The sequence below is a fragment of the Actibacterium sp. EMB200-NS6 genome (assembly GCF_001305615.1).
In the GTDB taxonomy this organism is placed as follows: Bacteria; Pseudomonadota; Alphaproteobacteria; order Rhodobacterales; family Rhodobacteraceae; genus Actibacterium_A; species Actibacterium_A naphthalenivorans.
Window position 1 is genome coordinate 889,286 of record NZ_CP010869.1, and the last position, 24,226, is coordinate 913,511.

Genomic DNA, 24,226 nt, shown 5'->3' on the forward strand with positions numbered 1-24,226 from the left:
CAGCCGTTATTCGGTGGCCATTTCGGCCGAGCGCGGTGCGGACAGGATGTTCATGCGGCGCATCAGCAAGAAGACCAGGAAGACCGCCATCGCCAGAAGCGTGCCGTAAACGCCGCCAACCGCGTAGGACCACAGTGCCATCAGAAGCGAGCCACCCGAAATCAGTGTACCTGCGGCAGCGGCGGTTGCGAACATCGCCCCGATTACAAGAAATCCTATAAACATTGGTTTTTCCCTTCCTAGTGCGTCGTCTGAATTGTTCTTGATCCCCACTCGCCATTCTTCTGTTCAAATACGGCCTATATATGGCAGCTCTATAGTAATATTGCGCCCAGTGCCTGATGGTTTTGTCAATGAATTTATGGGCTTAGATGGGTTATCCCGAATTTCGGCCCGGTTTTGGCCCCTTTTGGGAACGTCAACTAGACCCATTCCCACGGTCGGGTGTACTCTCCCAAAACGTGTGCCACCGCGTCATCGTCGACGTCCGAATCGCGCATGATACGCGCGACCAGCCCGCGCTTTTTGTCCTCGATCACCTCTGCCACATGGGCGCGGTGCCCGGCGCCCGCCAGCGCTTCGTCATAGACGCGGGCAATCGCGCGCTTGCGCAGATCGGGCTTGAACACCTTGCCGACGGCCGTCTTCGGCAGCGCGTCTAGGATTTCGATATATTTCGGGATCGCCGCGCGCTGATGGATATGCACCCTGGCATAGCTCATCAGTTCTTCACCGGTCACTTCGGCGCCGTCGACCAGTTCGACATAGGCGCAGGGCAGCTCTCCGGCGAAGCTGTCTGGCTGACCGATCGCGCCGACAAAGGCGACGGCGCGATGGCCCGAGAGCGCCTCTTCGATCTCGGCCGGGTCGATGTTGTGGCCGCCGCGGATGATCAGATCCTTGGCGCGCCCGGTGATGAACAGATAGCCCTCGGCGTCGATCCGGCCCAGATCGCCGGTCCGCAGGTATTTGTCATCGGCGAACAGCCCGGCGTTCTTGCCAGCCTCCGTATAGGTCGCGCCGACCACCACGCCGGGGTTGAACACACAGATTTCCCCCACCTCGTCGGTGGCGCATTCGCGCATCACCCTGCCATCGTCATCGCATTGCAGGATGCGGACATCGGTATGCGGAAAGGGAATGCCGACAGAGCCGGATTTCTTGGGCCCGTCGGGCGGGTTGATCGAAACAAGGCATGTCGCCTCGGTCAGGCCATAGCCTTCGCAGATCGTCACACCGGTGGCCTTTTCGAAGCGGTTGTACAGCTCCACCGGCAGAGGGGCGGAGCCGGAGAAGGCGTAACGCAGGGTCGAGACATCGGCATCCACCGGGCGCTGCATCAGCGCGGCAAGCGCTGTCGGCACGGTGATCACGAAGGTCACGCCCCAGCGTTCGACCAGCTTCCAGAAATTGTCGAACACCCCGTCGCCGCGATATCCGGCGGGCGTGGGAAACACCACATGCGCGCCCGAGGCGATGACCGACATCAACACCGGATAGGCGGCAAAGACATGAAACAGCGGCAGCGGGCAGATCAGCGTGTCCTGCTCGGTGAACAGCAGGCGATGGCCGACCCAGCCGTTGTAGATCATCCCCGAATGCCTGTGCTGCGCCACCTTGGGCATTCCGGTGGTGCCGCCGGTGTGAAACATGGCGCCGATGCGGTCCTGCGTGTTTTCGGTGAAGCGAAGCCGATCCGACGGGTGCTTTGCCATTTCGCGGCCGAAATCCAGCAGATCCGCGTGATGCCCACCGGGGGCCTTGGGCCGGAGAAAGGGCACGATCCATTTCTTGGGCGGGGCCAGATAGCGCTTGAGATCGACCTCCAGCACCGTGTTCACGGTGGGGGCGTGGCGCACGGCCTCGGCCACTTTCCGTGCCACGTCGGATTTGGGAAAGCTCTTGAGGGTGACAACAAGCCTGGCCCCGGTTTCGCGCAGAATGGCGGCGATCTGTTCGGGTTCAAGAAGCGGGTTGATCGGATTGACGATCCCCGCCGTGGCGCCCGCCAGAAGGGTGATCGCGGTTTCGCTGCAATTGGGCAGGACATAGGCCACGACGTCATTCTCGCCGATACCCAGGTCGCGGAACATGTTCGCGGCCTGCGTGACCTTCGCATGAAGCTGATCCCAGCTCAGCGTTTCCGCCTTGTCCTTCGGGCCGGACAGCAGCTGGAAGCTTATGGCGCTTCTGTCGCCATGCCTTTCCCGCGTCCGGGAAATGTACCGGTAGATTGTCGCGGGCAGGTCGCGGTCTTCCCAGGCGCTTTCCGCCTCCAGGGCATTCCTGTCTGCAAGCGATGCGTAGATACCCATCGAACTCTCCTCCCCAAGGCCTCTTGCGGGCCCTTCAGTGCCCGAAGCATTGCCAGAAATAGGGAATGTCGCAAGTTTGTCGTACAGGGCGTTGCGCCCAATGAAAACGGCAGGGGCGCTGAACACCCCTGCCGCACAGCCGGATTTTTCCTGGCCTAGTCTTGCGGGATGCGCAGAACCTGACCGGGGTAGATCTTGTCCGGGTCGCTCAGCATCGGCTTGTTCGCTTCGAAAATATCGGTGTAGCGCGCGCCGTTGCCCAGCGTCTTTGCCGCGATCGCCCACAGCGTGTCGCCCTTTGCCACGGTGTGGAACACGGGCTCGTCGCCGCCCGCACTGTCGTCAACAGCGGCCACGCCCTCGACATTGCCGACCGCGAGGATGACCTTTTCCTTGATCTCCTGGCTGACAGCCTCACCGCTGACCTTGACGGTGTCACCCTCGACGGTAATGTCCAGACCGCTGGCGTCGAGGCCCAGATCGTCGATCTCTTTCTTCAGGGTGTCCTCGGACGGCGCTTCCGACGCCTCGGCGGAACCGACAAGGTTCTTGCCCGCCCCTTTGATGAAATTCCACAAACCCATGTGCCGGGTCCTCCGTTGTTTATCCGCAAGCGAGCGCAAGCCCTAGCTCACGCCACGGGCGCGGTTAAGGGGAATTCAGGCCGCGTCTTCCACCCCTTCGGTGAATTGCAGACGTGCCAGCCGCGCGTAGAGCCCGCCCTCGGCCACCAGCGCGTCATGGGTGCCCTCGGCCACGATGCGGCCCTCTTCGAACACCACGATCCGGTCTGCCTTTTTCACCGTGGCCAGCCGGTGCGCGACGATGATGGTTGTCCGGTCGGCCGACATCTCGTCGACGGCGTGCTGCACCGCCCGCTCGCTTTCGGCGTCCAGCGCCGATGTGGCCTCGTCGAGCAGCAGCACCGGGGCGTCGCGCAGGATGGCGCGGGCGATGGCGATGCGCTGTTTCTGCCCGCCCGACAGCATCAGGCCGCGCTCGCCCACGTAGCTGTCATAGCCATCGGGAAGGCGGGCCAGAAAATCATGCGCGGCCGCGGCCCGCGCCGCCGCCTCGACCTCGGCATCGCTGGCGTCGGGCCGCCCGAAGCGGATGTTTTCGCGCGCGGTATCGGCGAAGATCACCGGATCCTGCGGCACCAGCGCGACGTGGTGGCGAAACTCTGCCCGTGTCACATCGCAAAGGGAAATCCCGTCCAGCGTGACGCGGCCCTGTTGCGGGTCATAGAATCGCAACAGCAGCTGGATGATGGTGGATTTGCCCGCGCCCGACGGGCCGACCAGCGCGATGGTCTCGCCCGGTTTCACATCCAGATTGATTCCGGAAAGCGCTGACTGGCTCGGGCGGGTCGGGTAGTGGAAGGTCACGCCCTCGAACCCGATCGCGCCTTTCACCGGCTCGGGCAGCGTCCGGGGCTGCGCAGGATCCTTCACGCTGTCTTCGGCATGCAGCAGGTCCACCAGCCGCTCGGTCGCGCCGGCGGCGCGCTGCAGCTCGCCCCAGATTTCCGACAGGGCGCCGACGGCGCCGGCCACCATGACCGAGTAGATGACGAACTGAACCAGCTCGCCCACGCTCATCACGTCGGCCCGCACATCGCGCGCGCCGATCCACAGCACGCCGACAACGCCCGAGAACACAAGGAAGATCACGATGATCGTCATCACCGCGCGGGTGCCGATGCGTTTCCTGGCAGACACAAAGGCGCGTTCGGTCACGTCCGCGAAGGACGCGCGGCTTTGCGCTTCGTGGGTGAAGGCCTGCACCGTCTGAACCGACAGCAAAGCCTCCGAGGCCGAGCCGGAGGAGGCCGCGATCCAGTCCTGATTTTCACGCGACAGGGCGCGCAGGCGGCGGCCCAGCACGATGATCGGCACGATGACGGCGGGCACCAGCAGCAGCACCATTCCGGTCAGCTTGGCCGAGGTCAGCAGCATCAGCACGAGCCCGCCCAGGAAAATCAGCACGTTGCGCAGCGCGACCGAGACCGACGACCCGATCACCGACAGGATCAACGTGGTGTCGGTGGTGATCCGGCTGAGAACCTCGCCGGTCATGACCTTTTCGTAGAAGGCGGGGCTCATCCCGATCATCCGGTCGAACACCGCTTTGCGGATATCCGCCACAACACGTTCGCCCAGCCGGGTGACAAGGTAGTAGCGCAGCCCGGTTCCCAGTGCCAGAAGCCCGGCAATGGCCAGCGCGGCCGAGAAATAGCTGTCCAGAAGCTGGGCGTTTTCGGTTTCGAACCCGTCCACCACCCGGCGTACCGCCAGCGGCAGGATCAGCGAAACCGTCGCGGTCAGCACCAGCGCCATGCCCGCCAGAACAACCAGCCATTTATAAGGAAGGATGAAGGGCGCGAGCCCCGCCAACGCGCCGATACGCTTTGACTTTTCGCGTTCTTCGCCGGATTGGCCCTGCGGTGCCGCCATGGCTGCCCCTTTCCCGTTTCGGTCTGTCTTAAGACACTGCCGGCACCGGAACAAGGTACAGATGGTCACGCATGGAAGAAGCTGGAGCGGGCAGCGGGAATCGAACCCGCATCATCAGCTTGGAAGGCTGAGGTCTTACCATTACACAATGCCCGCAAGAGCGTAGACTAGGTATGCGACGGCGGCGCGCAGGTCAAGAAGCCATCGAGTGGGCGTGGACCTTGGCGGCGGGGCCGGGCCTCAGGCTATCCTGCGAAAGAACATGTAGGCGACGCACGCCAGCGCGCCCATCAGCGGTATCAGCACGCCCATCGCCAGGATAGGCGCGCCGATCATCGCGCCGATCGTGCCGAAAAGAAGGCCCGATCCCATCTGGATAAACCCCATCATCGCGGACGCGGCCCCCGCGTTCCGGGAAAACGGCGCAAGGGCGGCGGTTGTCATGCTCGGCATCACAAAGGCGATGCCGAAGGAATAGATCGCCACCGGCACCATGACGCGCAGAAAGCCGGGCCCCCACACAAGCAGCAGCGTCATCGCCAGGCTGCCGGCCAGAATGAACCCGAGCCCGACCAGCACAAGTTTTTCCGAGCGGACGCGCGCCATCAAGACCCGCATCAGCATGGAACCGGTGAGGAATGCGCCGGAATGCAGCAACATGCCCGCGCCGAACTGGGTCGGACTCAGGCCGACCATGTCGATCAGGATGAACGGAAGGAACGTGCTCTCGGCATAGATCGCGCCGACCGCCCCCCCGATGACAAGCGAGGCGGTCAGGAACTGCCGGTCCGCCAGCACCACCCGGTAGGCGGATGCCAGGCCGCGCAGCCGCAGCGGCGCCCGGTCGGGCGACGCGGTTTCGCGGGTGCCCAGGGCAATGATCAGAATGATCGACATCCCGAACAGCGCCATCAGCAAAAAGACAGACCGCCAGCCCGCAAGTGTGATCATCAGGCCACCGATCGTGGGGGCCAGCGCCGGGCCGAGCCCGAGGATGATACCGATCAGGTTCATGATCCGCACCGAGTCTTCGCCGCTGAACGTGTCGCGCACGATCGCCCGTGACACCGCGACGCCGGCCGACGCGCCGACGCCCTGAAGAAACCGCGCCGCGATCAGGAACTCGATGGTGGGGGCGAACAGGGCCAGCAGGCTGGCCGCGGAAAAGCCGCCGATGAACAGAAACGTCACCGGCCGGCGGCCAAGCGCATCCGACAGCGGCCCGGCGACCAGCTGGGCGCAGGCAAAGCCGCCAAAATACAAGGTCAGCGTCAGTTTGACCATCGCGGGCGTGGTGTCGAACGCCCTGACGATTTCGGCCATCGACGGAAGGTAGAGCGACATCGCGATCGGGCCGACGGCGACCAGAAGCGCCCCGATCAGGCTGACACGGCGCGCGCTCATGGCGGGTGCGGCATGGGCGCTCATTTTTCGCTCCTTCTGGATTTCTCGCGGTCTTCACGGGCCTCGAGCAGGTTCCTCCGGGTCTCGCGTGCCGCGTCGGTGAAGGCCTGCCATGCCGCGTCGGACATCCCGCCACGCGCGACGCTCCGTGTTTCGGCGCCGATCGTGGCGAGCTGTGACAGGATCGGATCGGCGGCGTCGGTCAGCGACACCAGTTTGGCGCGGCGGTCGTCGGGATCGGCCTCGCGCCTCACAAGGCCGGCGGCCTCCAGGCTGTCGATGAAATTCGTGGCGCTCATTTTCGCGATGCCGAGCCGGTCTGCCAGGATGTTCTGCCGCACCGGGCCAAAGCGGCGCAGGGCAGACAGGATGCGCGCTTCGGCCGGGGTGATGCCAAGCCCGGCCCGCGCGACCCGATGCTCGAAGTCCGCGCGGAACAGGCGCGTAAGGTCGAGAAAAATGTAAGCGAGGCTTTCGCGTGCCGGGGGAAGCATGAGGGGGAGCCGTTGGGTTGGGGTGATTGGTATGGTTTTCTTATTATATGGCAGGCTTATGTTTGTCCAGCGCGGTCGCGCGGGCCGTCCCCGTCAAGACGGGCGGGAGAGCAGCACAAACAGGCCGCCCCTTGCGCCGCCGGGCATGCCGGCGCAAGGATGAGGCGTTTGCCACGCGACAAGGACGGACCCTGCCATGACCATTCCCGATCTTCTGAAAGGGCGGCTATCGGCGCCCGTGATCGCGGCGCCGCTGTTCCTGATCTCCAACCCCGATCTGGTGGTGGAAACCTGCCGGGCCGGTGTGGTCGGAACCTTCCCGACGCTGAACCAGCGCACGACCGAAGGCTATGAGGCCTGGCTGAACGACATCGAAACCCGCCTGACCCGCGCCGATGCGCCCTTCGGCGTCAATCTGATCGTCGGCAAGGGCAACGATCGGCTGGAGGGTGATCTGGCGGTGACGGTTGCGCATGAGGTGCCGATCGTCATCACCTCTCTGGGGATCGACGAGGCGGTGATCCGGGCCGTGCAGGCCTATGGCGGGCTGGTGTTTCACGATATCACGACGATCCGCCACGCGCGCAGGGCCGCGGCGGCGGGTGTCGACGGGATCATCGCGGTGGCCGCCGGCGCGGGCGGGCATGCGGGTGCGAAAAGCCCCTTCGCGCTTGCCGCCGAAATCCGTGAGTTTTTCAACGGCGCGCTGATTCTGGCGGGGGCGATCAACACCGGGCGTCAGGTTGCCGCCGCGCGGCTGATGGGGGCCGATCTGGCCTATATCGGCACGCGGTTCATCGCCACGCAAGAGGCGCAGGCGGACCCGGAGTACAAGCAGATGCTGCTTGAGTCCTCGGCCGACGATATCGTCTATACCCCGGCGATTTCCGGCATGAACGCGAATTTCCTGCGCAACAGCATCATCCGCGCCGGGCTTGACCCGGATGCGCCGTCCGCCGGGGCGGGCAGGGGCGGCAACGCCGGCGACATTGCCAAGGCCTGGAAGCACGTCTGGTCGGCCGGGCAGGGTGTCGGAACCATTTCCGATATCTGCACCGCGTCGGAGCTTTGCGCGCGTCTGGTCTCGGAATACCGAAGCGCGGCGCAGGTGCTTGGTGCCTAGCGCGACTCTCCCGCGCAAAACCCGCGAAACCGGGGCGCGGCGTCGGCGGCAACATGATATACGTCAATCCATCGCGGGCGGGTTCGGCCATATTGTAGACCTAACACCGCACAGCAACATGAGGGCGCGATGACCGCAGACACGCAAAACGAAAGAGATCTGGACGTTCCCGCCGTGAGGGAGGACGCCCGAAGCGCCGTTGCACAGGGCGATGACATCAGCGACGCGGTGCGCGATGTCGTCCTGCGCGCGCTGAGCCGCCGGCCGCTGGAGCGTGAGAACATCTCCCAGGTCATGCAGACCGTTCTGGAAGGCGCGGCAGAGGGTGCGCCCGAAAGCAGTGTCGAGACCACCGAGGCGCTGAAGCGCGCCGTCGCCGGCATCGACGCCGCGATGATGAGCGCGGCCGAAGCCTCCAGGCTTGCGATCGAGGAAGCGGCGGGGCGCGCCGATGAATTCTCGGAAACCGATCTGAAGCAGGCGCTCGATGATCTGGTCGAGCTCGACAAGCTCTTTGTGGATGCGATCGGCGATCTGCTGAAAAGCGGCGCCGCCACGTCGGGGGAGATCCTGAAGGATCTGATCACCCATATCCAGCGGACGGGAACCGATACCGGGCGGTCGGTGCGTGGCTCGCTGAGCACGCTGAACCAGACCGTGTCGAGGGTGCGCCGCCCGGATCTGTCCGATGCGCACAAGACGGCGCGCACCGGGCTTGCGACGATCGCGTCGATCGGCAGCGGCATACTTGCGGGGCTGTCCGAGAGTCTGGCGCCGCCGGCGAAAGATGTCGACACCAAAGACAGCGCTGCACCGGAAAAGAGCTGAGCGTGTCGCGGCTGCTGGGCACACCCCATGATCTGGGCCGGCTGACCGAGATATCGTCGATCCTGATCCGCTACGGGTTCGGCGATCTCGTGCGGCATCTCGGCCTCGACAAGATGGTGGAAAAGGTGGGGCGCATCCTGCACTGGAAGGCCGCGGCCGAATACGTGCATCTGAGCGCGCCGCAGCGCATCCGCCGCGCGCTGGAGGATATGGGGCCAACCTTCGTCAAGCTCGGGCAGATCCTGTCGACCCGTGTCGATCTTCTTCCGCCCGAGTATATCCGGGAGCTTGAAAAGCTTCGGGACAAGGTTCCGACCATCCCCTATGACGCGCTCGTCGCGGAGGTCGAGGCCGGACTGGGGTTTCGCCTGACAGACGCTTTCGCCCTGATCGACGAGGTACCGCTGGCGGCCGGGTCCATCGCGCAGGTGCACCGCGCGCGGCTGCTGACGGGCGAAGAGGTTGTGCTGAAGATCCGGCGCCCCGGTGTGCGCGCGGTGATCGAGGCCGACCTGAGGCTGTTGATGCGCATTGCCGAACTGGCCGCCGCCGAAGTCGAGGACATTCGCCGCTTTCACCCCAAGGAGGTGGTGGCCGAGTTTTCGAAGTCGATCCACAGCGAGCTGGATCTGGCCAACGAATGCCGCAACGCCGAGCGCATCGCCAACAGCTTTCGCGACAACCCCAATATTCACGTGCCCCGGGTGTACTGGGAATGGACGACCGAAGCGCTGAATGTTCAGCAATTCATTTCGGGGGTTCCCGGCAGCGATCTGGCCGCCGTGGCCGAGGCCGGGCTGAACATGAAGACGCTTGCGGCAAGGGGGGCGGATGCCGTTCTGGAAATGATCTTCCAGGATCGGTTCTTTCATGCCGATCCGCATCCGGGCAACGTGTTCTACCTGCCGGGCGAGCAACTGGTGTTCATCGATTTCGGCATGGTCGGCCATATCTCGCTCAGCCGCCGCGACGAGCTTGTGGATCTTCTGTTCGGCGTGGTGGAACACAGGGCCGAGCGTGTGGCCGAAATCCTGCTCAAATGGGCAAACGCGCCGCGCGCGGAAAATGCGCAGCTTGTCGGCCAGGTGGATGCTTTCGTTGATTCCGTGCATGGGGTGCCGCTGAAAGACCTGAATCTTTCGGCCGTCGCGATGGATCTGATCGCCGTTCTGCGCGCGCACAACCTGACACTGCCACCCGATCTGACGCTTCTGACCAAGGCGTTCACCTCTCTCGAAGGGATGGGCCGGCAGCTAGATCCCGATTTCGACATGGTCTCGGCGGCGCAGCCGTTTCTGCGGCGGCTGATCCTGGAGCGGTATTCGCCGGCGGAACTGGCGCAGCGTGTCAGGCAAGGGTTTCTTGACGGGCTCGATCTGGCGACCGGTCTGCCCAAAGACGTGAAAGACCTGATCGGCCTGACCCAGCAGGGCCAGCTGAAGCTTGGTATCGAAGTCAAGCAGATGGACCATTTCCTTGATCGCCTCGACAGGTCGATCACGCGGGTGACGATCGGAATCGTCATCGCGGCGCTCACGATGGGCTCGTCCATCGTGATGACTGTTTCGGGGATCGAGTTGCCGGTGGGCCTGTCGGTGTTTGCGCTGCTGGGCTTCTCCGGGGCTGTTGTCGGGGGGCTCTGGCTCATCTTCTCCATCTGGCACGGGCGCAAGGACTAGCCGATCCGTACCCGGCCGGGCGCGCGGCCCTGATCCCTGCGAAGGCGCGGAAACCGGCCCGCCGAAGTGTGAAATGAACGTGGTTCACATCGTCCGGCCGCGCGTGCGCGCATTGACCTTGATCAATTACCCATGACCGCGTTGCCTGTAGCGTGAGCAAAGGAGCGCGGCCGCGGGCTCTTACGGCCGTACCATCGAAAGCCATGCCGCCCTGCGGTTCGTTGATCCAGTTCATCGGGGGAATAAACAGATGCTGCTATTTTCAAGAACAATGAAACGCGCCGGCACGGGCCTTTGTGCCTGGCTTGCGGCGGGATCGATGGCTGCGGCCTTTACCGCCTGCCAGGTGACCGATACCGGCGGGATCGACGACAACAGCTTCAACCAGACCGCCTGGAAAGGTGTGCTGGACGCGCAGGAGCAGCTCGGCATTTCCGGCCGGTTCCTCGAATCCCAGGCCGAAACGGATTACGAGGCGAACATCAATTCACTCCTGGGCGGCCAGTGCGACATCATCATCACCGTGGGCTTCCTTCTGGGCGACGCGACAAAGGCGGCGGCCGAGGCCAACCCGGATCAGCGCTTCTCGATCGTGGATTATTCCTATGAACCGGTGATCCCGAACGTCCTGGGCCAGATCTATGCCACAGACGAGGCCGCGTTCATGGCCGGCTATCTTGCCGCCGGGGTCAGCGAAACCGGTATTCTGGGCGTGTTCGGCGGGATCAACATCCCCACCGTGACCGTGTTCATGGACGGGTTCGTGCGCGGCGCGGAATATTACAACGCGCAACACGGAACGGCGGTGTCGGTTCTCGGGTGGAACCCCGAAACCAAGGAAGGGCTGTTCACCAACAACTTCGACTCGCTGGATGACGGGCGCGCCTTTGCCCAGAACCTCTATGACGAGGGCGCCGATATCGTGCTGCCCGTGGCCGGCCCTGTCGGCCTTGGCTCGGCGGCGCTGGCGGATGAGCTGGGTGTCGAAAAGCTGAAGATCGTCGGGGTTGATGCGGATCTCTATTACACCGACACCGAAAAGCAGCATGTCTACCTGACCTCGATCACCAAGCAGATGGATGCGACCGTGATGCAGGTGATCGAAAACACGATGAACGACACGTTCGAGGGCGGCAATCTGGTGGGGTCTCTGTCCAATGGCGGGGTCGATCTGGCGCCGTTCCACGACATGGACGCGCTGGTGCCCGACAGCCTGAAGCAAGAGCTTGCCGGCATTCGCCAGGGTATCATCGACGGCACGATCGCGGTTGACCGCTGACCCCGCCCGGCCCGTTCCCGGTTTGCGCCGGTGACGTGGCCACGATCCGCCCCCAAGGAGCTTTGCCCATGGATATCGAACTCCGCGGCGTGACCAAACGTTTTGGCGAGGTGGTCGCGAATGCCGATGTGAACCTGACCATCCGGGCGGGCGAGGTGCTTGGCCTTCTGGGTGAGAATGGCGCCGGAAAATCCACCCTGATGAACGTTCTCAGCGGGCTCTACCGCCCCGACGAGGGCGAGATCCTGATCGACGGAGAGCCCGCGCGCTTTGAGGGGCCGGGCGATGCGATCCGGGCGGGCATCGGCATGGTGCATCAGCATTTCATGCTGGTTCCCGTCTTCACCGTCGCCGAGAATGTGGTGCTGGGCGTAGAGCCTACGGGCCGTGCCGATTTTCTCGACCTCGAGACGGCGCGCAGGCAGGTGCATGACATCAAAGAGAAATACGGGCTCGAGGTTGATCCCGACGCGCGGATCGAAAACCTGCCCGTCGGGGTGCAGCAGCGGGTGGAGATCATCAAGGTGCTGTTCCGCTCGGCCGATGTTCTGATCCTCGACGAGCCGACGGCGGTGCTGACGCCGCAGGAGGTCGAGGAGTTTTTCGGGATCGTCCGTGCGCTGCGCGATGCGGGCAAGGCGCTTGTTTTCATCACCCACAAGCTCAACGAAATCCGCGAGATCGCCGACCGGATCAGCGTCATCCGCGCCGGCCGTATCGTGGGCGAGGGCGACCCGAAAAGGCTCGACCGCAAGGAACTGGCCGAGATGATGGTCGGCCGCCCCGTCAGCTTTGACGTGGTCAAGGCGCCCTATGCGCCGGGGCGCACGCTGCTGGATGTGCAAGACCTGACCATCCTGCGCGACAATGACGAGATCGCCGTGGATCACCTGAGCCTGTCGGTTCGCAGCGGCGAGATTGTCGGGATCGCGGGGGTGCAGGGCAACGGACAGTCCGCCCTGATCGAGGCGCTGACGGGCCTGCGCCGCGCGGCCAGCGGCCAGATCCTGTTCGAGGATCAGGATATCACACATGCCTCGGTCCGCGCCCGACACCGCATGGGGATCGCCCATATCCCCGAAGACAGGCAGCGCGTGGGCATCATCAAGAATTTCACGGTGGCCGAGAACATGGTCCTGGATACCTATTACGACGAGCGGTTTTCCAGCGGGCCGCAGATCAACTGGAAAACGGTCAACGCGCGGGCGGCGGCCTTCGCCGAGGATTTCGATGTGCGCACGCCTTCGGTTTTCGAAAGCGCGGGCCATCTTTCGGGCGGGAACCAGCAAAAGCTCGTCGTGGCGCGCGAGCTGTCGCGCGAGATCACGCTGGTGGTGGCCGGGCAGCCGACGCGCGGGCTGGATGTCGGCTCGATCGAATATATCCACAAACGTCTGGTGGAGGCCCGCGATACCGGCGACGGCGTGCTGATCATCTCGTCCGAGCTGGACGAGATCATGGCCCTGTCCGACCGCATTCTGGTGATGTTCAAGGGCCGCATCGTGGCTGAATTCGATGCAACCCAAGGCGCCGTCGACAAGGGCGCCGTGGGGCTTGCCATGGCGGGGGCAGCCGCATGACCGACCGGACGACAACCGAAAAACTGGCCAGAGGCAGGCTGATCGGGCGCAGCGAGTTCGAGGATCTCGTGCTTGTCCCGATCATCGCCGTGGCGGCGGCCCTGATCCTGGGCGCGCTGACGATGCTGGCGACCAATGTCGATCTGGCGACGATCGGGCGGTCTTATGTGGCGCTGCTGGTGGGGTCGGTCGGATCGCTCAACGCGTTGTCCGAAACCCTGACGGCGGCGACCCCGCTGGTACTTGCCGGGCTGGGCCTGGCGCTGGGCTTTCGCGCGGGGCTGTTCAACATCGGGGCCGAAGGGCAGGTTCTGATGGGCGGCATGGCGGCGGTGATCTTCGGCTTCAGCTTCGCCGCCCTGCCGGCGGTGCTCTTGCTGCCGCTCTCGCTTTTGGCGGGTGCGCTTGGCGGGGCGCTTTATGCCTCTGTCGCGGGGTGGCTGCGGGCCACGACCGGGGCGCATGAGGTGATCCTGACCATCATGCTGAACTCGATCTCCTACCGGCTGGTCGATTTCCTGCTCAGCCTGCCTGCGGTCCAGAAGACCGGGCGCGCCGACCCGATTTCCAAATCCGTGCCCGAGGCGGCAGAACTGCCGCGCCTGCTGACCTGGATCGACCCCAATCTGCGGGTTCATGCCGGCATCTTTCTGATGCTGGCGGCGGTGGCCGTGATCTTTTGGGTTCTGTTCCGGTCGAAACTGGGGTTCGAGTTTCGCGCCAGCGGCGAAAATCCCGAAGCCGCGCGTTTTGCCGGCATGCGCTCGGGCGTGATCATCGTGGCGGCGATGGCGGCGTCCGGGGCGCTTGCGGGGCTGGCGGGGGCCAACCAGGTGCTGGGTGTGCTCGGCCGCGCGACACCGGGGTTTTCGGCGGGCATCGGGTTTACCGCGATTTCCGTCGCGCTGCTGGGGCGTTCGCACCCGGTGGGGGTACTGCTGGCCGGGTTGCTGTTCGGCGCGCTCGAGGCCGGGGGGCGCCAGATGCAGGTGGATGCCGGCGTCAGCATTGACCTCATCAGCATCATCCAGGCGCTCATCATCGTATTCATCGCCGCCCCGCTTCTGGTGCGCGCGATCTTTCCCTGGGTGTTTCGCAGGGCCCAGGGGGCAAAAGGGTAGCACGGCATGGCAAGCATGACAGAAAACCTTCCGCCCGCATCCCGCAAGATCGCGACGGGCAAAGAGCGGCAGGCCCGCATCGCCGGCGGCGTGCTGATCGCGCTGGCTGTGCTGGTGGGGCTTATCTTTGCGCAGGGCACGGTGGGGGATGCCACATTCCGGCTGTCGCGCCCGAATGATCCGATGGCGGTGCCCAATCTGGTGGTGCCGGCAGGGCCCTTCACCTACCTTGCCGCCGCGCTGCTGGCCTTTCTCGGGGCGCGGCAGTTTCTGCGCGGCGGGGTGCGGTGGACGGCGCTGTCGCTCGGCTTCGGGCTGGTCCTGGTGGTGGCGGCCTTTCTGGTCTGGGCCACGGCGGGCAAGGCGTTTTCGCTGACCGGCATGTTGCAGGCCACGGTGGTGCGCGCGGTTCCGATTGCCCTGGGCGGGCTGGCGGGGGTTCTGTGCGAACGCTCCGGCGTGGTGAACATCGCGATCGAGGGGATGCTGCTGGCGGGTGCCTTCGCGGGGGCGCTGGTCGGATCGGTGCTTGGCGGCTGGGGCGGGCTTCTGGCCGCCGTGGTGATCGGCGGGCTCTTCGGTTTCATACTGGCGGCGCTTGTCGTCACCTACAAGATGAGCCAGATCATCGCCGGCGTGGTGATCAACCTGTTTGTGCTTGGCCTGACCTCTTATGTCAGCAGTCAGGTGTTTCAGGAATATCGCCACCTCAACAACGCGCCGGTGTTCCGGTCCATCAAGATCCCGGTGCTGGGCGATATTCCGGTGATCGGGCCGGTGTTGTTCAACCAGAACATATTCGTCTATGGCGCGGTGGTGATGGTGGCGGTGGCGACCTATTACCTGTTCTACACCCGCAGCGGGCTGCGCACCCGCGCGGTGGGCGAGCATCCCCGGGCCGCCGATACGCTGGGCATCAACGTCTACCGCATACGGTACATCAACGTGACGCTGGGCGGCATGGTCGCCGGGTTCGGCGGCGCGTGGTTCACGCTGGGCTCGGTGGGCCGGTTCGACGAAGGCATGACCGGCGGGCGCGGCTATATCGGGCTGGCGGCGATGATCTTCGGGCGCTGGCATCCGGTGGGCGCGCTGCTGGCGGCGCTGATCTTCGGATTTGCGGATTCGCTGCAGCAAAAGCTGGCGTTGCTGCAAACGCCGATCCCGTCGGAATTCCTGGCGATGGCGCCCTATATCGCCACGATCATCGTTGTGGCGGGGCTGATCGGGCGCGCCCGCGCGCCAGCGGCCGATGGCGTGGCCTATGAGAAGGAATAGCGCGGCTACATGTGCGCCGGGATGAACAGGACCAGCACGGGGAAGATCAACAGCAGCGCCACCCGGATGATATCCATCGCGACGAAGGGAAGCAGGCCGCGAAAGATCGTCTTCAGCGCGACATCGGGCACCACGGAGCGCAGCACGAAGGCGTTCATCCCCACCGGCGGGGTGATATAGCTGATCTCGGTAACGACGACGACGAAGATGCCGAACCAGATCAGATCGAACCCCTGTGCCGCGACCACCGGATAGAAGATCGGCACTGTCAGCATGATCATCGACAGCCCTTCCAGCATGCAGCCGAGCACCAGATAGATCGCGAGGATCGTCAGGATGACCGCCGTCGGGCTGTCGCCGAAGAAGGTCAGGGCGATCTGCATGTCGCCGGTCATGCCAGACAGGTTCACGTAGTTGGTGAAGGTCAGCGCCCCGAACAGGATGAAGAACATCATGGCCGTGGTCTTGGCGGTTTCGAACAGGGTCTCGAATGTGGTTCGCAGGCTGAACCTGCCCTGCAGGATGGTCAGCAGAAAGGCGCCCGCCGCACCCATGCCGGCGCTTTCGGTCGGGGTGAAGACGCCAAGATAGATCCCGCCCATCACGAAGACGAACAGCGCCAGCGCCCCCGCCGTGCCCCTCAGCGACCGGATGCGCGCGGCCAGCGGCAGTTTCTCTTCGACCGGCAGATCGATCCGGCGCATCCTGACCGAAATCATCACCGCGATGGCATAGCCCAGCACCCCGATCAGCCCCGGCACGATCCCGGCAAGAAACAGCTTGCCGATGTCCTGTTGTGTCAGGATGCCGAAGAACACCAGAATGACGGAGGGCGGGATCAGGATGCCCAGCGTGCCGCCCGCGGCGATCGAGGCGGTCGACAGGTCGTCGGGGTATCCGAACCGCCGCATCGAGGGCAGCGCGATCTTCGTCATCGTCGCGGCGGTGGCCATCGACGATCCGCAGACAGACGAGAACCCGCCGCAGGCCACCACGGTCGCCATCGCCAGCCCGCCCCTGCGGTGCCGCAACCAGGCATTGGCGGAGCGGTAAAGCTCTTCCGCGATGCCCGATTGAACCACGAAATTGCCCATCATCAGAAACAGCGGCAGCACCGAAAGCGAATAGTTGCGGCTGTTGTCGAAAAAGGTCTGGCCCAGCAGCGACAGCGACGGCCCCCAACCGATGATCGCCGCCGTGCCGATGGTGCCGACCGCCGCCAGCGCAAGCGAGATCGGCATGCCAGAGAGAAGCAGAACGAACAGGATGGACGCGCCGACGGGCCAGTTGCTCATGATCGGTCCTTTGGGAAATTCAGTCGCGCGGGGGGCGCATGGCGGCCGCAAACGTGATGCCGGCCGCGAGCCCGGTGCATATCGCGCACAGATAGGCCACCGGTGCGACAGGCAGGCGCAGGCTGTTGGTGGTGCCGCCGTAACCCGCGATCTGCCCGGCATGGGCCCAAAGCCGCCACGCGATCACCGCAAGCACCACGCCGGAGGCAAGCAAGAGGATCGCACGGCGAAAGGGCTGGATGGCCGCGGGCAGCTTGCCCGTGATCAGATCGACGGTGACATGTTCGTCATCCAGGCTGACCGCGGGCAGCCCGATGAAGATGACGCAGGCCAGCAGGATCTCCGTCAACTCGGTGGCGCCGGTCAGCGGCGCGCTGAACAGATAGCGCCCGATGACATCCACCACCGTCAGCCCCATCATCGCAAACAGCATGACCCCGCAGATCACACCAAGCGCGGCGCGCGCCGGGCCGGCCGGCGAGGGCAGGGAAGGCGCCCGGCTCATTCGGTGCCGGCCGCCGCGATCTCGGCCTTCATCAGGGCCAGCGCCGCCGCACCATCCACGCCGGTTTCCGATACTTCGGCCAACTTGGCGTCGATCACCGGCTGCAACTGCGCCGCCAGCGCCGCCACCTGCGCGTCAGAGGCCGTGGTGATGGCGATCTTGCCCTCCATCTCGGCAAGGCCGGCGGCATCGACCCTGTCCCACATCTGCCCCGCCAACCGCGCCAGCGCCTCGCCGGACACGCTGTCGATCGCGGCCTTGTCTTCTTCGGGCAGACTCTCCCATTTGGCCTTGTTCATCACGATGTAGAACGAGGTGTTGTAAAGGCCCCCGGGCACCGCCAGCCCCTGATCAAGCAGCGGGATCAGCTTGAAAAAGGCAACAGATTCGTAAGGGAAAAGGATGCCGTCCGCCACGCCCTGCGACAGCAGTTCATACGCCTTGGACGAAGGGCCCTCGACCGGCGTGGCCCCGATCCTGGTGGCGATTTCATGCACGATGCCCCCGCCCACCCGCATCTTCACGCCCTTGATGGCATCGACCGATGTCAGATCACGCCCCTTGGTGAACACCTGCCCGGGGCCGTGGGTGAAGACGGCGAGAACCTTTACCCGGTCATATTCGCCGGCGTCGATCAGCATCTCGTCGAAGGTCCGCCAGTAGGCGACGGAGACGGCTTCGGCGCTGTCGCCCAGAAACGGAAGCTCGGCGATATTCGTCGTCTTGAACCGGCCGGGGGAATAGCCCTGCACGCCGAAGGTGATGTCGGCGATGCCGTTGACCGCGAAATCGAAATGCGCGCCCGGCGGGCCAAGCGGGGCGCCCATGATATCGACGGTGACACGGCCCTGCGTGGCCTCGGCGACCTGCTCGGCAAAGGGCACCATCACCTCGGCCACCAGAGGGTGCGACGGCGGCAGCCAGTTGGCCATCCTCAGGGTGGTTTCGGCCTGCGCCAGCCCGGCGGCGAAGCCAAGGCAGGCGGCCAGGGCGAGTGTCATCTTGTTCATGGTCGGCTCCTGTGTTGGTCGTGTCGTCAGCTTGGCCGGGGCGGGCACGGCACAGCATGATATTTTCGTTACCGTCTTTTCCCGGCTCCACCGGATATGGCGATTCCGGCGCTGGGATAACCGTGCCATACCCGGCGGCCTCGGGGTGAGATTTTGGGCATCGGCGCTGTCGTTTTCAGATTTGAACAGAACGATTGCCGGGCGAGGAGGTCAAGAAATTCAGTGCGTTCCGAGGAGCTGCTGCAGAAATGCAGATCGAAATCCGCGCCCAGGGCCTGCAATCTGTGCGTCGCTGAAAAAAGCGGCGTGATCCCGGCGTCTGCGGCCCGGCGGCACCTTCCGACGGCACGGCGACAAAATGCCGACATGCCCGGCAAGCCATCTACAAATGCCCGCAGGTCTCGGCTACAGTCCCGGCGAATGTGGGGGCGGTTTCGCCAATCGGGCGAAACAGATGCCATAATGTCCGAAAAAGAGGATCCGGGAACCATGAGAACACGCGCAGCACTGGCTATCGAGGCGGGCAAGCCCCTTGAAGTGACCGAGGTGAACCTGGACGGCCCGCGCGCGGGCGAGGTTCTGGTCGAGATCAAGGCAACGGGCCTGTGCCACACCGATGAATTCACCCGTTCGGGCGACGATCCCGAAGGCATCTTTCCCGCGATCCTCGGCCACGAAGGCGCGGGCATCGTGCTGGAGGTGGGGCCGGGCGTGACCAGCCTGAAACCGGGCGATCATGTCATCCCGCTCTACACGCCAGAGTGTCGGGAGTGCGAATATTGCCTGAACCCCAAGACGAACCTGTGCCAGTCGATCCGCACCACCCAGGGCGCCGGGCTGATGCCCGATGGCACCTCGCGTTTCACGACGCTGGATGGCGATCCGATCTTTCACTACATGGGCTGCTCGACCTTCGCCAATCACACCGTGGTGCCCGAGATCGCGCTGGCCAAGGTGCGCGAGGACGCGCCCTTCGACAAGATCTGCTATATCGGCTGCGGCGTGACCACCGGCATCGGTGCGGTGATCAACACCGCCAAGGTGGAAATCGGCAGCCGCGCCATCGTCTTCGGTCTTGGCGGCATCGGCCTGAACGTGATCCAGGGGCTGCGGCTGGCGGGTGCCGATCAGATCGTCGGCGTTGACCTGAACCCCGGCAAGGTCGAAATGGCCACCCGCTTCGGGATGACCGATTTCGTCAACCCCGCAGAGGTCGAAGGCGATCTGGTGCCCTATCTGGTGGCCCTGACCAAGGGCGGCGCCGATTACACCTTTGACGCCACCGGCAATGTCAACGTCATGCGCACCGCGCTGGAGGCGGCGCACAAGGGCTGGGGCGAAAGCATCATCATCGGCGTGGCGCCCGCGGGGGCCGAGATTTCCACCCGGCCTTTCCAGCTTGTGACCGGGCGAACCTGGAAGGGCACGGCCTTTGGCGGCGCGCGCGGGCGCACCGATGTGCCGAAGATCGTCGACTGGTACATGGACGGCAAGATCGAGATCGATCCGATGATCACCCACACGATGCCGCTGGAAGACATCAACAAGGGGTTTGATCTGATGCATGCGGGCGAAAGCATCCGCGGCGTGGTGCTTTACTGATCGCCTGCGGCCCTCCCGGCATGCCGGCCGGGGGGCGCCGCGACTTCAGTTGGCGCAGGTCCGGTTTGCCACCGCGGCCATGGCGCTCTCGCCCAGATCCCGGCTGACGAAACGGCTCCAGCCGAGGCGATAGGTCTTGCCGTCGGTGGCGCGGTTCACGAATTCCGCCGCCAGTGCGCCGTCGGACGCGAAGACCAGAAAACGGGCGGAATTCTCTTCTTCCACCATCAGATAGCCGCCGGGCAGGATTTCGAACAGGCCTTCGCTGACGGTGGCAATCCGCTGCGCCGCGAACAGCGGCGCGAACGGGCGCGATACCCGGTCCTGCGCGAAGTCGTAAAAGATGATCTGGTTGGTGCCGTCGACCCTGCCGCGCCCCGAGGTGGAAAACCGGAAGGCGTTGTTGCTGAAAACCGCGATCGTGTGATCGTCGACGACATCAACGTCATGCTGGGCGACCCAGGGGCCCTGTTTGCTCCAGACGATTTCATTTGTGGCGGTGCGGTAGAGCGCGACCATGGACAGATGGCGCAGGCTGAGAAACAGAACACCCTTCTGCCAGTAGGGGCCATCGCCGGGCACCGGTTGAACGTCGTTCAGATGGATCAGATCGTCCTGATACCGGCCGGTCGCGAAAAGCTGCCACGCCAACCCGTTGTCGACAAGGATCTTGGCCACCGAGCGTTCGTCTATAATGACGCCCTCGGGGGAAACATGCGCGATGGTTTCATCGCGGAAGGACGGGGGCGCGCCCTCGATCACCGAAGGCTCGATCCGGCCGGGCACCCAGAGCGACCCGTCCGTCGCAGGTTCGGTGGTGTGGTGAAAGAAGCTGCCCTCGCGCCGCCAGACCATTTCGCCGCAGGCGTCCGTCCGGATCAGCGGGGATTGGTGATCTTTCAGCACAAGTCCGCCATCGGGCAAAAGCAGTGGGTGAATGAACCGGAAATATCTGGTTCGCCAGCGTTCGAAGGTGATGACGGTGGATTGGTGCGTGGTGCCGGCCAGCAGGCTGTCTGCATCCGGGCGCCAGGTGTGTGCGACACTGCCGTTCGCGATGTCGACGAGTTCGATGATGTGACGCCGCGCATCGCCATCGTAGCGGCTGAGCAGGAGATAGCCGGGGAACGCCTGCGCGGCGGGGTCGAACTGCCAGCCGCGCGTGCCTTCGACGGCAACGCTGCGGAACGCCACCATTGTTTCATCGTCCCGAAGCAATTTGCGGGCAGTGGCCGGAATTTCGGCAAGGGCGAGCGCCGAGGCCCCCAGCGTGCCGAACCGCTGATTTCCAAGGGCGGCATTGCGCACGACCGAGCCGAAGAGGATCAGCGCGGCGAAGCCGATAAGGCGCAGCACCAGCAACACCCAGAGTTCGATCTTCCTGAATAGAAAACGGTCCATGCGGCGGCCCTCAAATCATTTCAGATGGTCCGCGCGCAGGTTTGGAAAAGTGCTTGGATCTGCAATATCGACGGTGGTGTGCGGCCCTGACCTGCCGCAATTATGCGCAGGCATTTCTTTCTGGCCAAGGGAAACGGGGCGCGGCACGCCGGCCCGGCGGAAATTCGTCGATGGGGGCGGGCCGGATCAGACCGAAACCGCCTCCATCAGGGCTGCTTCGGATACGTCCGATTTGGCGCCGCTCAGCGTTACCCGGCCCTGATTGAGTACATAGAACCGGTCGGCCAGCCCGTAGGCGAAGCTGAAGAACTGTTCGACCAGCACGATCGCCATGCTGTTCTGATCGCGCAGATATTCGATGACCCGGCCGATCTGCTGGATGATATTGGGCTGGATGCCTTCCGTCGGCTCGTCCAGCAACAGCAGTTTGGGTTTGGTGATCATCGCGCGGGCGATGGCCAGTTGCTGTTGCTGGCCGCCTGACAGGTCGCCGCCGCGCCGGTGCTGCATTTCCTTGAGCACCGGGAACAGTTCATAGATCTCGCCCGGCACCATATGTTCCGCGCGCGGCAGGCAGGCATAGGCGGTTTCCATGTTCTCCTTCACCGTCAGCAGCGGAAAGATCATCCGCCCCTGCGGCACATAGCCAACGCCTTTATGCGCCAGAACATGGGCCGGGGGTTTGCCCAGCCCCTCGCCATTCAGAACCACCTCGCCGCCCGAGCGGTGATGCGTGCCCGACAGCGCCTTCAGCAGGCTGGTCTTGCCGACGCCGTTGGTGCCCATCACGCAGGTGATCTGGCCGGTCTCGGCGGCCATGTCGATGCCATAGAGGATCTGGCTGCCGCCGTAATGCAGGGTCAGGTTCTTTGTCTCTAGCATCTCAGCGCCCCAGATAGACGTCGATGACGTCCTTGTTTGCGGTTACGTGATCCAGGCTGCCCTCGGCCAGAACCGAGCCTTCGTGAAACACCGTCACCTTGCAGCCCAGCCGGCGGACGAATTCCATGTCATGCTCGACCACGACCACGGCGCGGGTTTTCGCCGCTTCGACCAGCAGCGCGGTGGTGTGTTCGCGTTCCGCCGGGCTCATCCCCGCCGCCGGTTCATCGACCAGCAGCAGGCGTGGTTCCTGGGCCAGCAGCATGCCGATTTCCAGCCATTGCTTTTGCCCATGCGCCAGTTCGCCCGCCTTGCGCGGCAGTTCGGCCTTCAGCCCGATCTCTTCGGCGAGGGCGCGCACCTTGTCGGCATCCTCGGCCGAGCGGCGATAGGTCAGCACCGCGAACGGCCCCCGATCATTTTTCAACGCCATCAGCAGGTTGTCGAACACCGACTGATCCTCGAACACGGTGGGGCGCTGGAACTTGCGGCCGATGCCCTGGCGCGCGATCTGGCTTTCCGACATCTTCAGCAGGCTGACGTTCTTTTCGCCCCAGATCACGCGCCCCTCGTCGGGGCGGGTCTTGCCGGTGACGATATCCATGAAGGTGGTCTTGCCGGCGCCATTGGGGCCGATGATCGCGCGCAGCTCGGCCTCGCCGATCCGAAAGCTCAGGTTGTTGATGGCGCGGAACCCGTCGAAGGTGACGGAGATGCCGGAAACCTCTAGCAGCGTGCTCATTCCTCGGCCTCCTTCTCGCGCAAGGCGCCGGGATCGGGGCCAAGATCGGCCCCGTGGCGCTCGGGCGATCCGCGCCCGGCGATCAGGTCGAACAGCCCGCCGATGCCCTTGGGCGCGAACAGGGTGACCAGCACGAAGCTGAGGCCCAGCAGGATCAGCCACCAATCCACCCATTGCACCGTGTAAAAGCCCAGCGGAATGTCGGGCGCCTGCCCGCCGGTGAACCAGGTGGACACGAGGCTGACGAGGGCGGCGCCGATCACCGCGCCGTAAAGCCGCCCGCGCCCGCCGATCGCGACCCAGACCGCCAGATAGATGCTGGCGATCGGCGCGATCTCGGCCGGGTTGATGATGCCCGCCTGCGGATAGTAGAGCGCCCCGGCGATGGCGGCGATCACGGCCGTGAGGGTGAAGACGAAAAGCTTGTAGCCCTCGACGTGATAGCCCAGGAACCGCACCCGCGCCTCGTCATCGCGGATGCCACGGATCACCGAGCCGAACTTGCCGCCCGCGACCCAGGCCGCCAGCAGATACCCCAGCCCGAGCGCCAGCGCGGAGGCCCACAGGAAATAGATCGAGATCAGGGTTTGCGGCACGTTTTCGGCGCCCGGCAGGTTCTGCAGCCCCGACAGGCCGTTGTTGCCGCGCAACCCGCTGTCATTCTGGAACAGGTAGAGCGACAGGGCCAGTGTCATCGCCTGGGTCAGGATCGACAGGTACACCCCGGCCACGCGGCTGCGGAAGGCGAGCCAGCCGAAGATCAGCGCCAGAAGGCCGGGCACCAGCACCACCAGCGCAAGCTGGATGGTCAGGCTGTCGGCGAAATACCAGATCGGTGGGATCTCCGATCCGCCGACCACACCGAAGATCTGCACGCCGATACCTTCGCGGATTTCCTCGGGCGTCGCGGGCAGGGGGCCGCCGGCGGTTGCCGAAATCACGATGGCCTTGGTGCGTTCATACATCAGCCACATGCCGATCATGTAGCCGCCCAGCCCGAAAAAGGCGAAATGGCCCAGCGAAAGGATGCCGCAATAGCCCCAGACAAGATCCATCGCCACGGCAACCAGGCACAGGCAAAGCGTCTTGCCCAGGGTCTTGACCATGGAGGTGGAAACCACATCCATGCCGAAACCTTCGGACAGCAGGGTGACGCCAAGGGTGAAGGCCGCCAGCAGCAGGATGAAGATCAGGGCCGAAGGGTTGCGGGCGAAAAAGCTGCGTTCCATGGC

At 64.4% G+C, this 24,226-nt stretch carries 21 protein-coding genes and 1 tRNA gene; 8 read left to right on the top strand and 14 right to left on the bottom strand.

Features of this window, described 5'->3' with window-relative positions; genetic code table 11:
• Positions 1-6: 6 nt before the first annotated feature.
• The 7 genes from TQ29_RS04450 to TQ29_RS04480 form a co-directional block, all read right to left on the bottom strand.
• Entirely contained in the window at positions 7-225 is a 219-nt protein-coding gene (locus TQ29_RS04450; protein ID WP_157445511.1) for a hypothetical protein, read from the bottom strand.
• 197 nt (positions 226-422) lie between these two features.
• Positions 423-2,315: an acyl-CoA synthetase gene (locus tag TQ29_RS04455; protein ID WP_054538184.1), complete on the bottom strand. Its 1,893-nt coding sequence runs from the start codon at positions 2,313-2,315 to the stop codon at positions 423-425.
• Positions 2,316-2,470: 155 nt separating this feature from the next.
• Positions 2,471-2,899: a peptidoglycan-binding protein LysM gene (lysM, locus tag TQ29_RS04460; protein ID WP_037205812.1), complete on the bottom strand. Its 429-nt coding sequence runs from the start codon at positions 2,897-2,899 to the stop codon at positions 2,471-2,473.
• Positions 2,900-2,974: 75 nt separating this feature from the next.
• On the bottom strand, positions 2,975-4,771 hold the full coding sequence (locus TQ29_RS04465) for an ABC transporter transmembrane domain-containing protein (RefSeq protein WP_037205814.1): 1,797 nt from the start codon (positions 4,769-4,771) through the stop codon (positions 2,975-2,977).
• 82 nt (positions 4,772-4,853) lie between these two features.
• A tRNA-Gly gene (locus TQ29_RS04470) sits at positions 4,854-4,927 on the bottom strand.
• 84 nt (positions 4,928-5,011) lie between these two features.
• Positions 5,012-6,199 carry a multidrug effflux MFS transporter gene (locus TQ29_RS04475; RefSeq protein WP_054538185.1) on the bottom strand — a complete coding sequence of 396 codons (1,188 nt, stop codon included), beginning with the start codon at positions 6,197-6,199 and terminating at the stop codon, positions 5,012-5,014.
• Positions 6,196-6,669, bottom strand: a complete 474-nt coding sequence (locus TQ29_RS04480; protein WP_054538186.1) for a MarR family winged helix-turn-helix transcriptional regulator — start codon at positions 6,667-6,669, stop codon at positions 6,196-6,198. The genes TQ29_RS04475 and TQ29_RS04480 overlap by 4 nt, the downstream gene beginning before the upstream one ends.
• 196 nt (positions 6,670-6,865) lie before the next feature.
• On the opposite strand from TQ29_RS04480, the gene TQ29_RS04485 reads away from it, so the two are divergent.
• The 7 genes from TQ29_RS04485 (at position 6,866) to TQ29_RS04515 (ending at position 15,557) form a co-directional block, all read left to right on the top strand.
• Positions 6,866-7,792 carry a nitronate monooxygenase family protein gene (locus TQ29_RS04485; RefSeq protein ID WP_054538187.1) on the top strand — a complete coding sequence of 309 codons (927 nt, stop codon included), beginning with the start codon at positions 6,866-6,868 and terminating at the stop codon, positions 7,790-7,792.
• A 129-nt stretch (positions 7,793-7,921) separates the two neighbouring features.
• Complete coding sequence (locus TQ29_RS04490; RefSeq protein ID WP_054538188.1) at positions 7,922-8,620, top strand: DUF6781 family protein; 699 nt, start codon at positions 7,922-7,924, stop codon at positions 8,618-8,620.
• A gap of 2 nt (positions 8,621-8,622) precedes the next feature.
• Positions 8,623-10,299, top strand: coding sequence for an AarF/ABC1/UbiB kinase family protein (locus tag TQ29_RS04495; RefSeq protein ID WP_255353383.1), 1,677 nt, complete (start codon positions 8,623-8,625; stop codon positions 10,297-10,299).
• Between the two features lie 250 nt (positions 10,300-10,549).
• A complete protein-coding gene (locus tag TQ29_RS04500) occupies positions 10,550-11,578 on the top strand; it encodes a BMP family protein (protein ID WP_054538190.1) in 1,029 nt (342 codons plus the stop codon).
• Positions 11,579-11,646: 68 nt separating this feature from the next.
• A complete protein-coding gene (locus TQ29_RS04505; protein WP_054538191.1) occupies positions 11,647-13,158 on the top strand; it encodes an ABC transporter ATP-binding protein in 1,512 nt (503 codons plus the stop codon).
• Entirely contained in the window at positions 13,155-14,279 is a 1,125-nt protein-coding gene (locus TQ29_RS04510; RefSeq protein WP_082386519.1) for an ABC transporter permease, read from the top strand. Before TQ29_RS04505 ends, TQ29_RS04510 begins: the two co-directional genes overlap by 4 nt.
• Positions 14,280-14,285: 6 nt before the next feature.
• Positions 14,286-15,557, top strand: coding sequence for an ABC transporter permease (locus TQ29_RS04515; RefSeq protein WP_054538192.1), 1,272 nt, complete (start codon positions 14,286-14,288; stop codon positions 15,555-15,557).
• Positions 15,558-15,562: 5 nt separating this feature from the next.
• Here TQ29_RS04515 and TQ29_RS04520 read toward each other — a convergent pair whose 3' ends face one another.
• Genes TQ29_RS04520 through TQ29_RS04530 form a run of 3 tightly spaced genes read right to left on the bottom strand, consistent with a single transcriptional unit; the run spans position 15,563 to position 18,367 of the window.
• Positions 15,563-16,852, bottom strand: coding sequence for a TRAP transporter large permease (locus TQ29_RS04520; protein ID WP_054538193.1), 1,290 nt, complete (start codon positions 16,850-16,852; stop codon positions 15,563-15,565).
• A 19-nt stretch (positions 16,853-16,871) separates the two neighbouring features.
• Complete coding sequence (locus TQ29_RS04525; protein ID WP_054538194.1) at positions 16,872-17,357, bottom strand: TRAP transporter small permease; 486 nt, start codon at positions 17,355-17,357, stop codon at positions 16,872-16,874.
• Complete coding sequence (locus tag TQ29_RS04530; protein ID WP_054538195.1) at positions 17,354-18,367, bottom strand: TRAP transporter substrate-binding protein; 1,014 nt, start codon at positions 18,365-18,367, stop codon at positions 17,354-17,356. Before TQ29_RS04530 ends, TQ29_RS04525 begins: the two co-directional genes overlap by 4 nt.
• Before the next feature lie 489 nt (positions 18,368-18,856).
• Between TQ29_RS04530 and TQ29_RS04535 the strand changes: the two genes are divergently transcribed.
• Positions 18,857-19,969, top strand: coding sequence for an S-(hydroxymethyl)glutathione dehydrogenase/class III alcohol dehydrogenase (locus TQ29_RS04535; RefSeq protein ID WP_037206035.1), 1,113 nt, complete (start codon positions 18,857-18,859; stop codon positions 19,967-19,969).
• 45 nt (positions 19,970-20,014) lie between these two features.
• Here TQ29_RS04535 and TQ29_RS04540 read toward each other — a convergent pair whose 3' ends face one another.
• From TQ29_RS04540 to urtC, 4 genes are all read right to left on the bottom strand, one after another.
• Entirely contained in the window at positions 20,015-21,370 is a 1,356-nt protein-coding gene (locus TQ29_RS04540; RefSeq protein WP_054538196.1) for an arylsulfotransferase family protein, read from the bottom strand.
• A gap of 186 nt (positions 21,371-21,556) precedes the next feature.
• Positions 21,557-22,252, bottom strand: a complete 696-nt coding sequence (gene urtE, locus TQ29_RS04545) for an urea ABC transporter ATP-binding subunit UrtE (protein WP_037205850.1) — start codon at positions 22,250-22,252, stop codon at positions 21,557-21,559.
• A 1-nt stretch (position 22,253) separates the two neighbouring features.
• Positions 22,254-22,994, bottom strand: a complete 741-nt coding sequence (gene urtD / locus TQ29_RS04550) for an urea ABC transporter ATP-binding protein UrtD (protein ID WP_054538197.1) — start codon at positions 22,992-22,994, stop codon at positions 22,254-22,256.
• Positions 22,991-24,223, bottom strand: a complete 1,233-nt coding sequence (gene urtC, locus TQ29_RS04555) for an urea ABC transporter permease subunit UrtC (RefSeq protein WP_054538198.1) — start codon at positions 24,221-24,223, stop codon at positions 22,991-22,993. The genes urtD and urtC overlap by 4 nt, the downstream gene beginning before the upstream one ends.
• Positions 24,224-24,226: the final 3 nt, after the last annotated feature.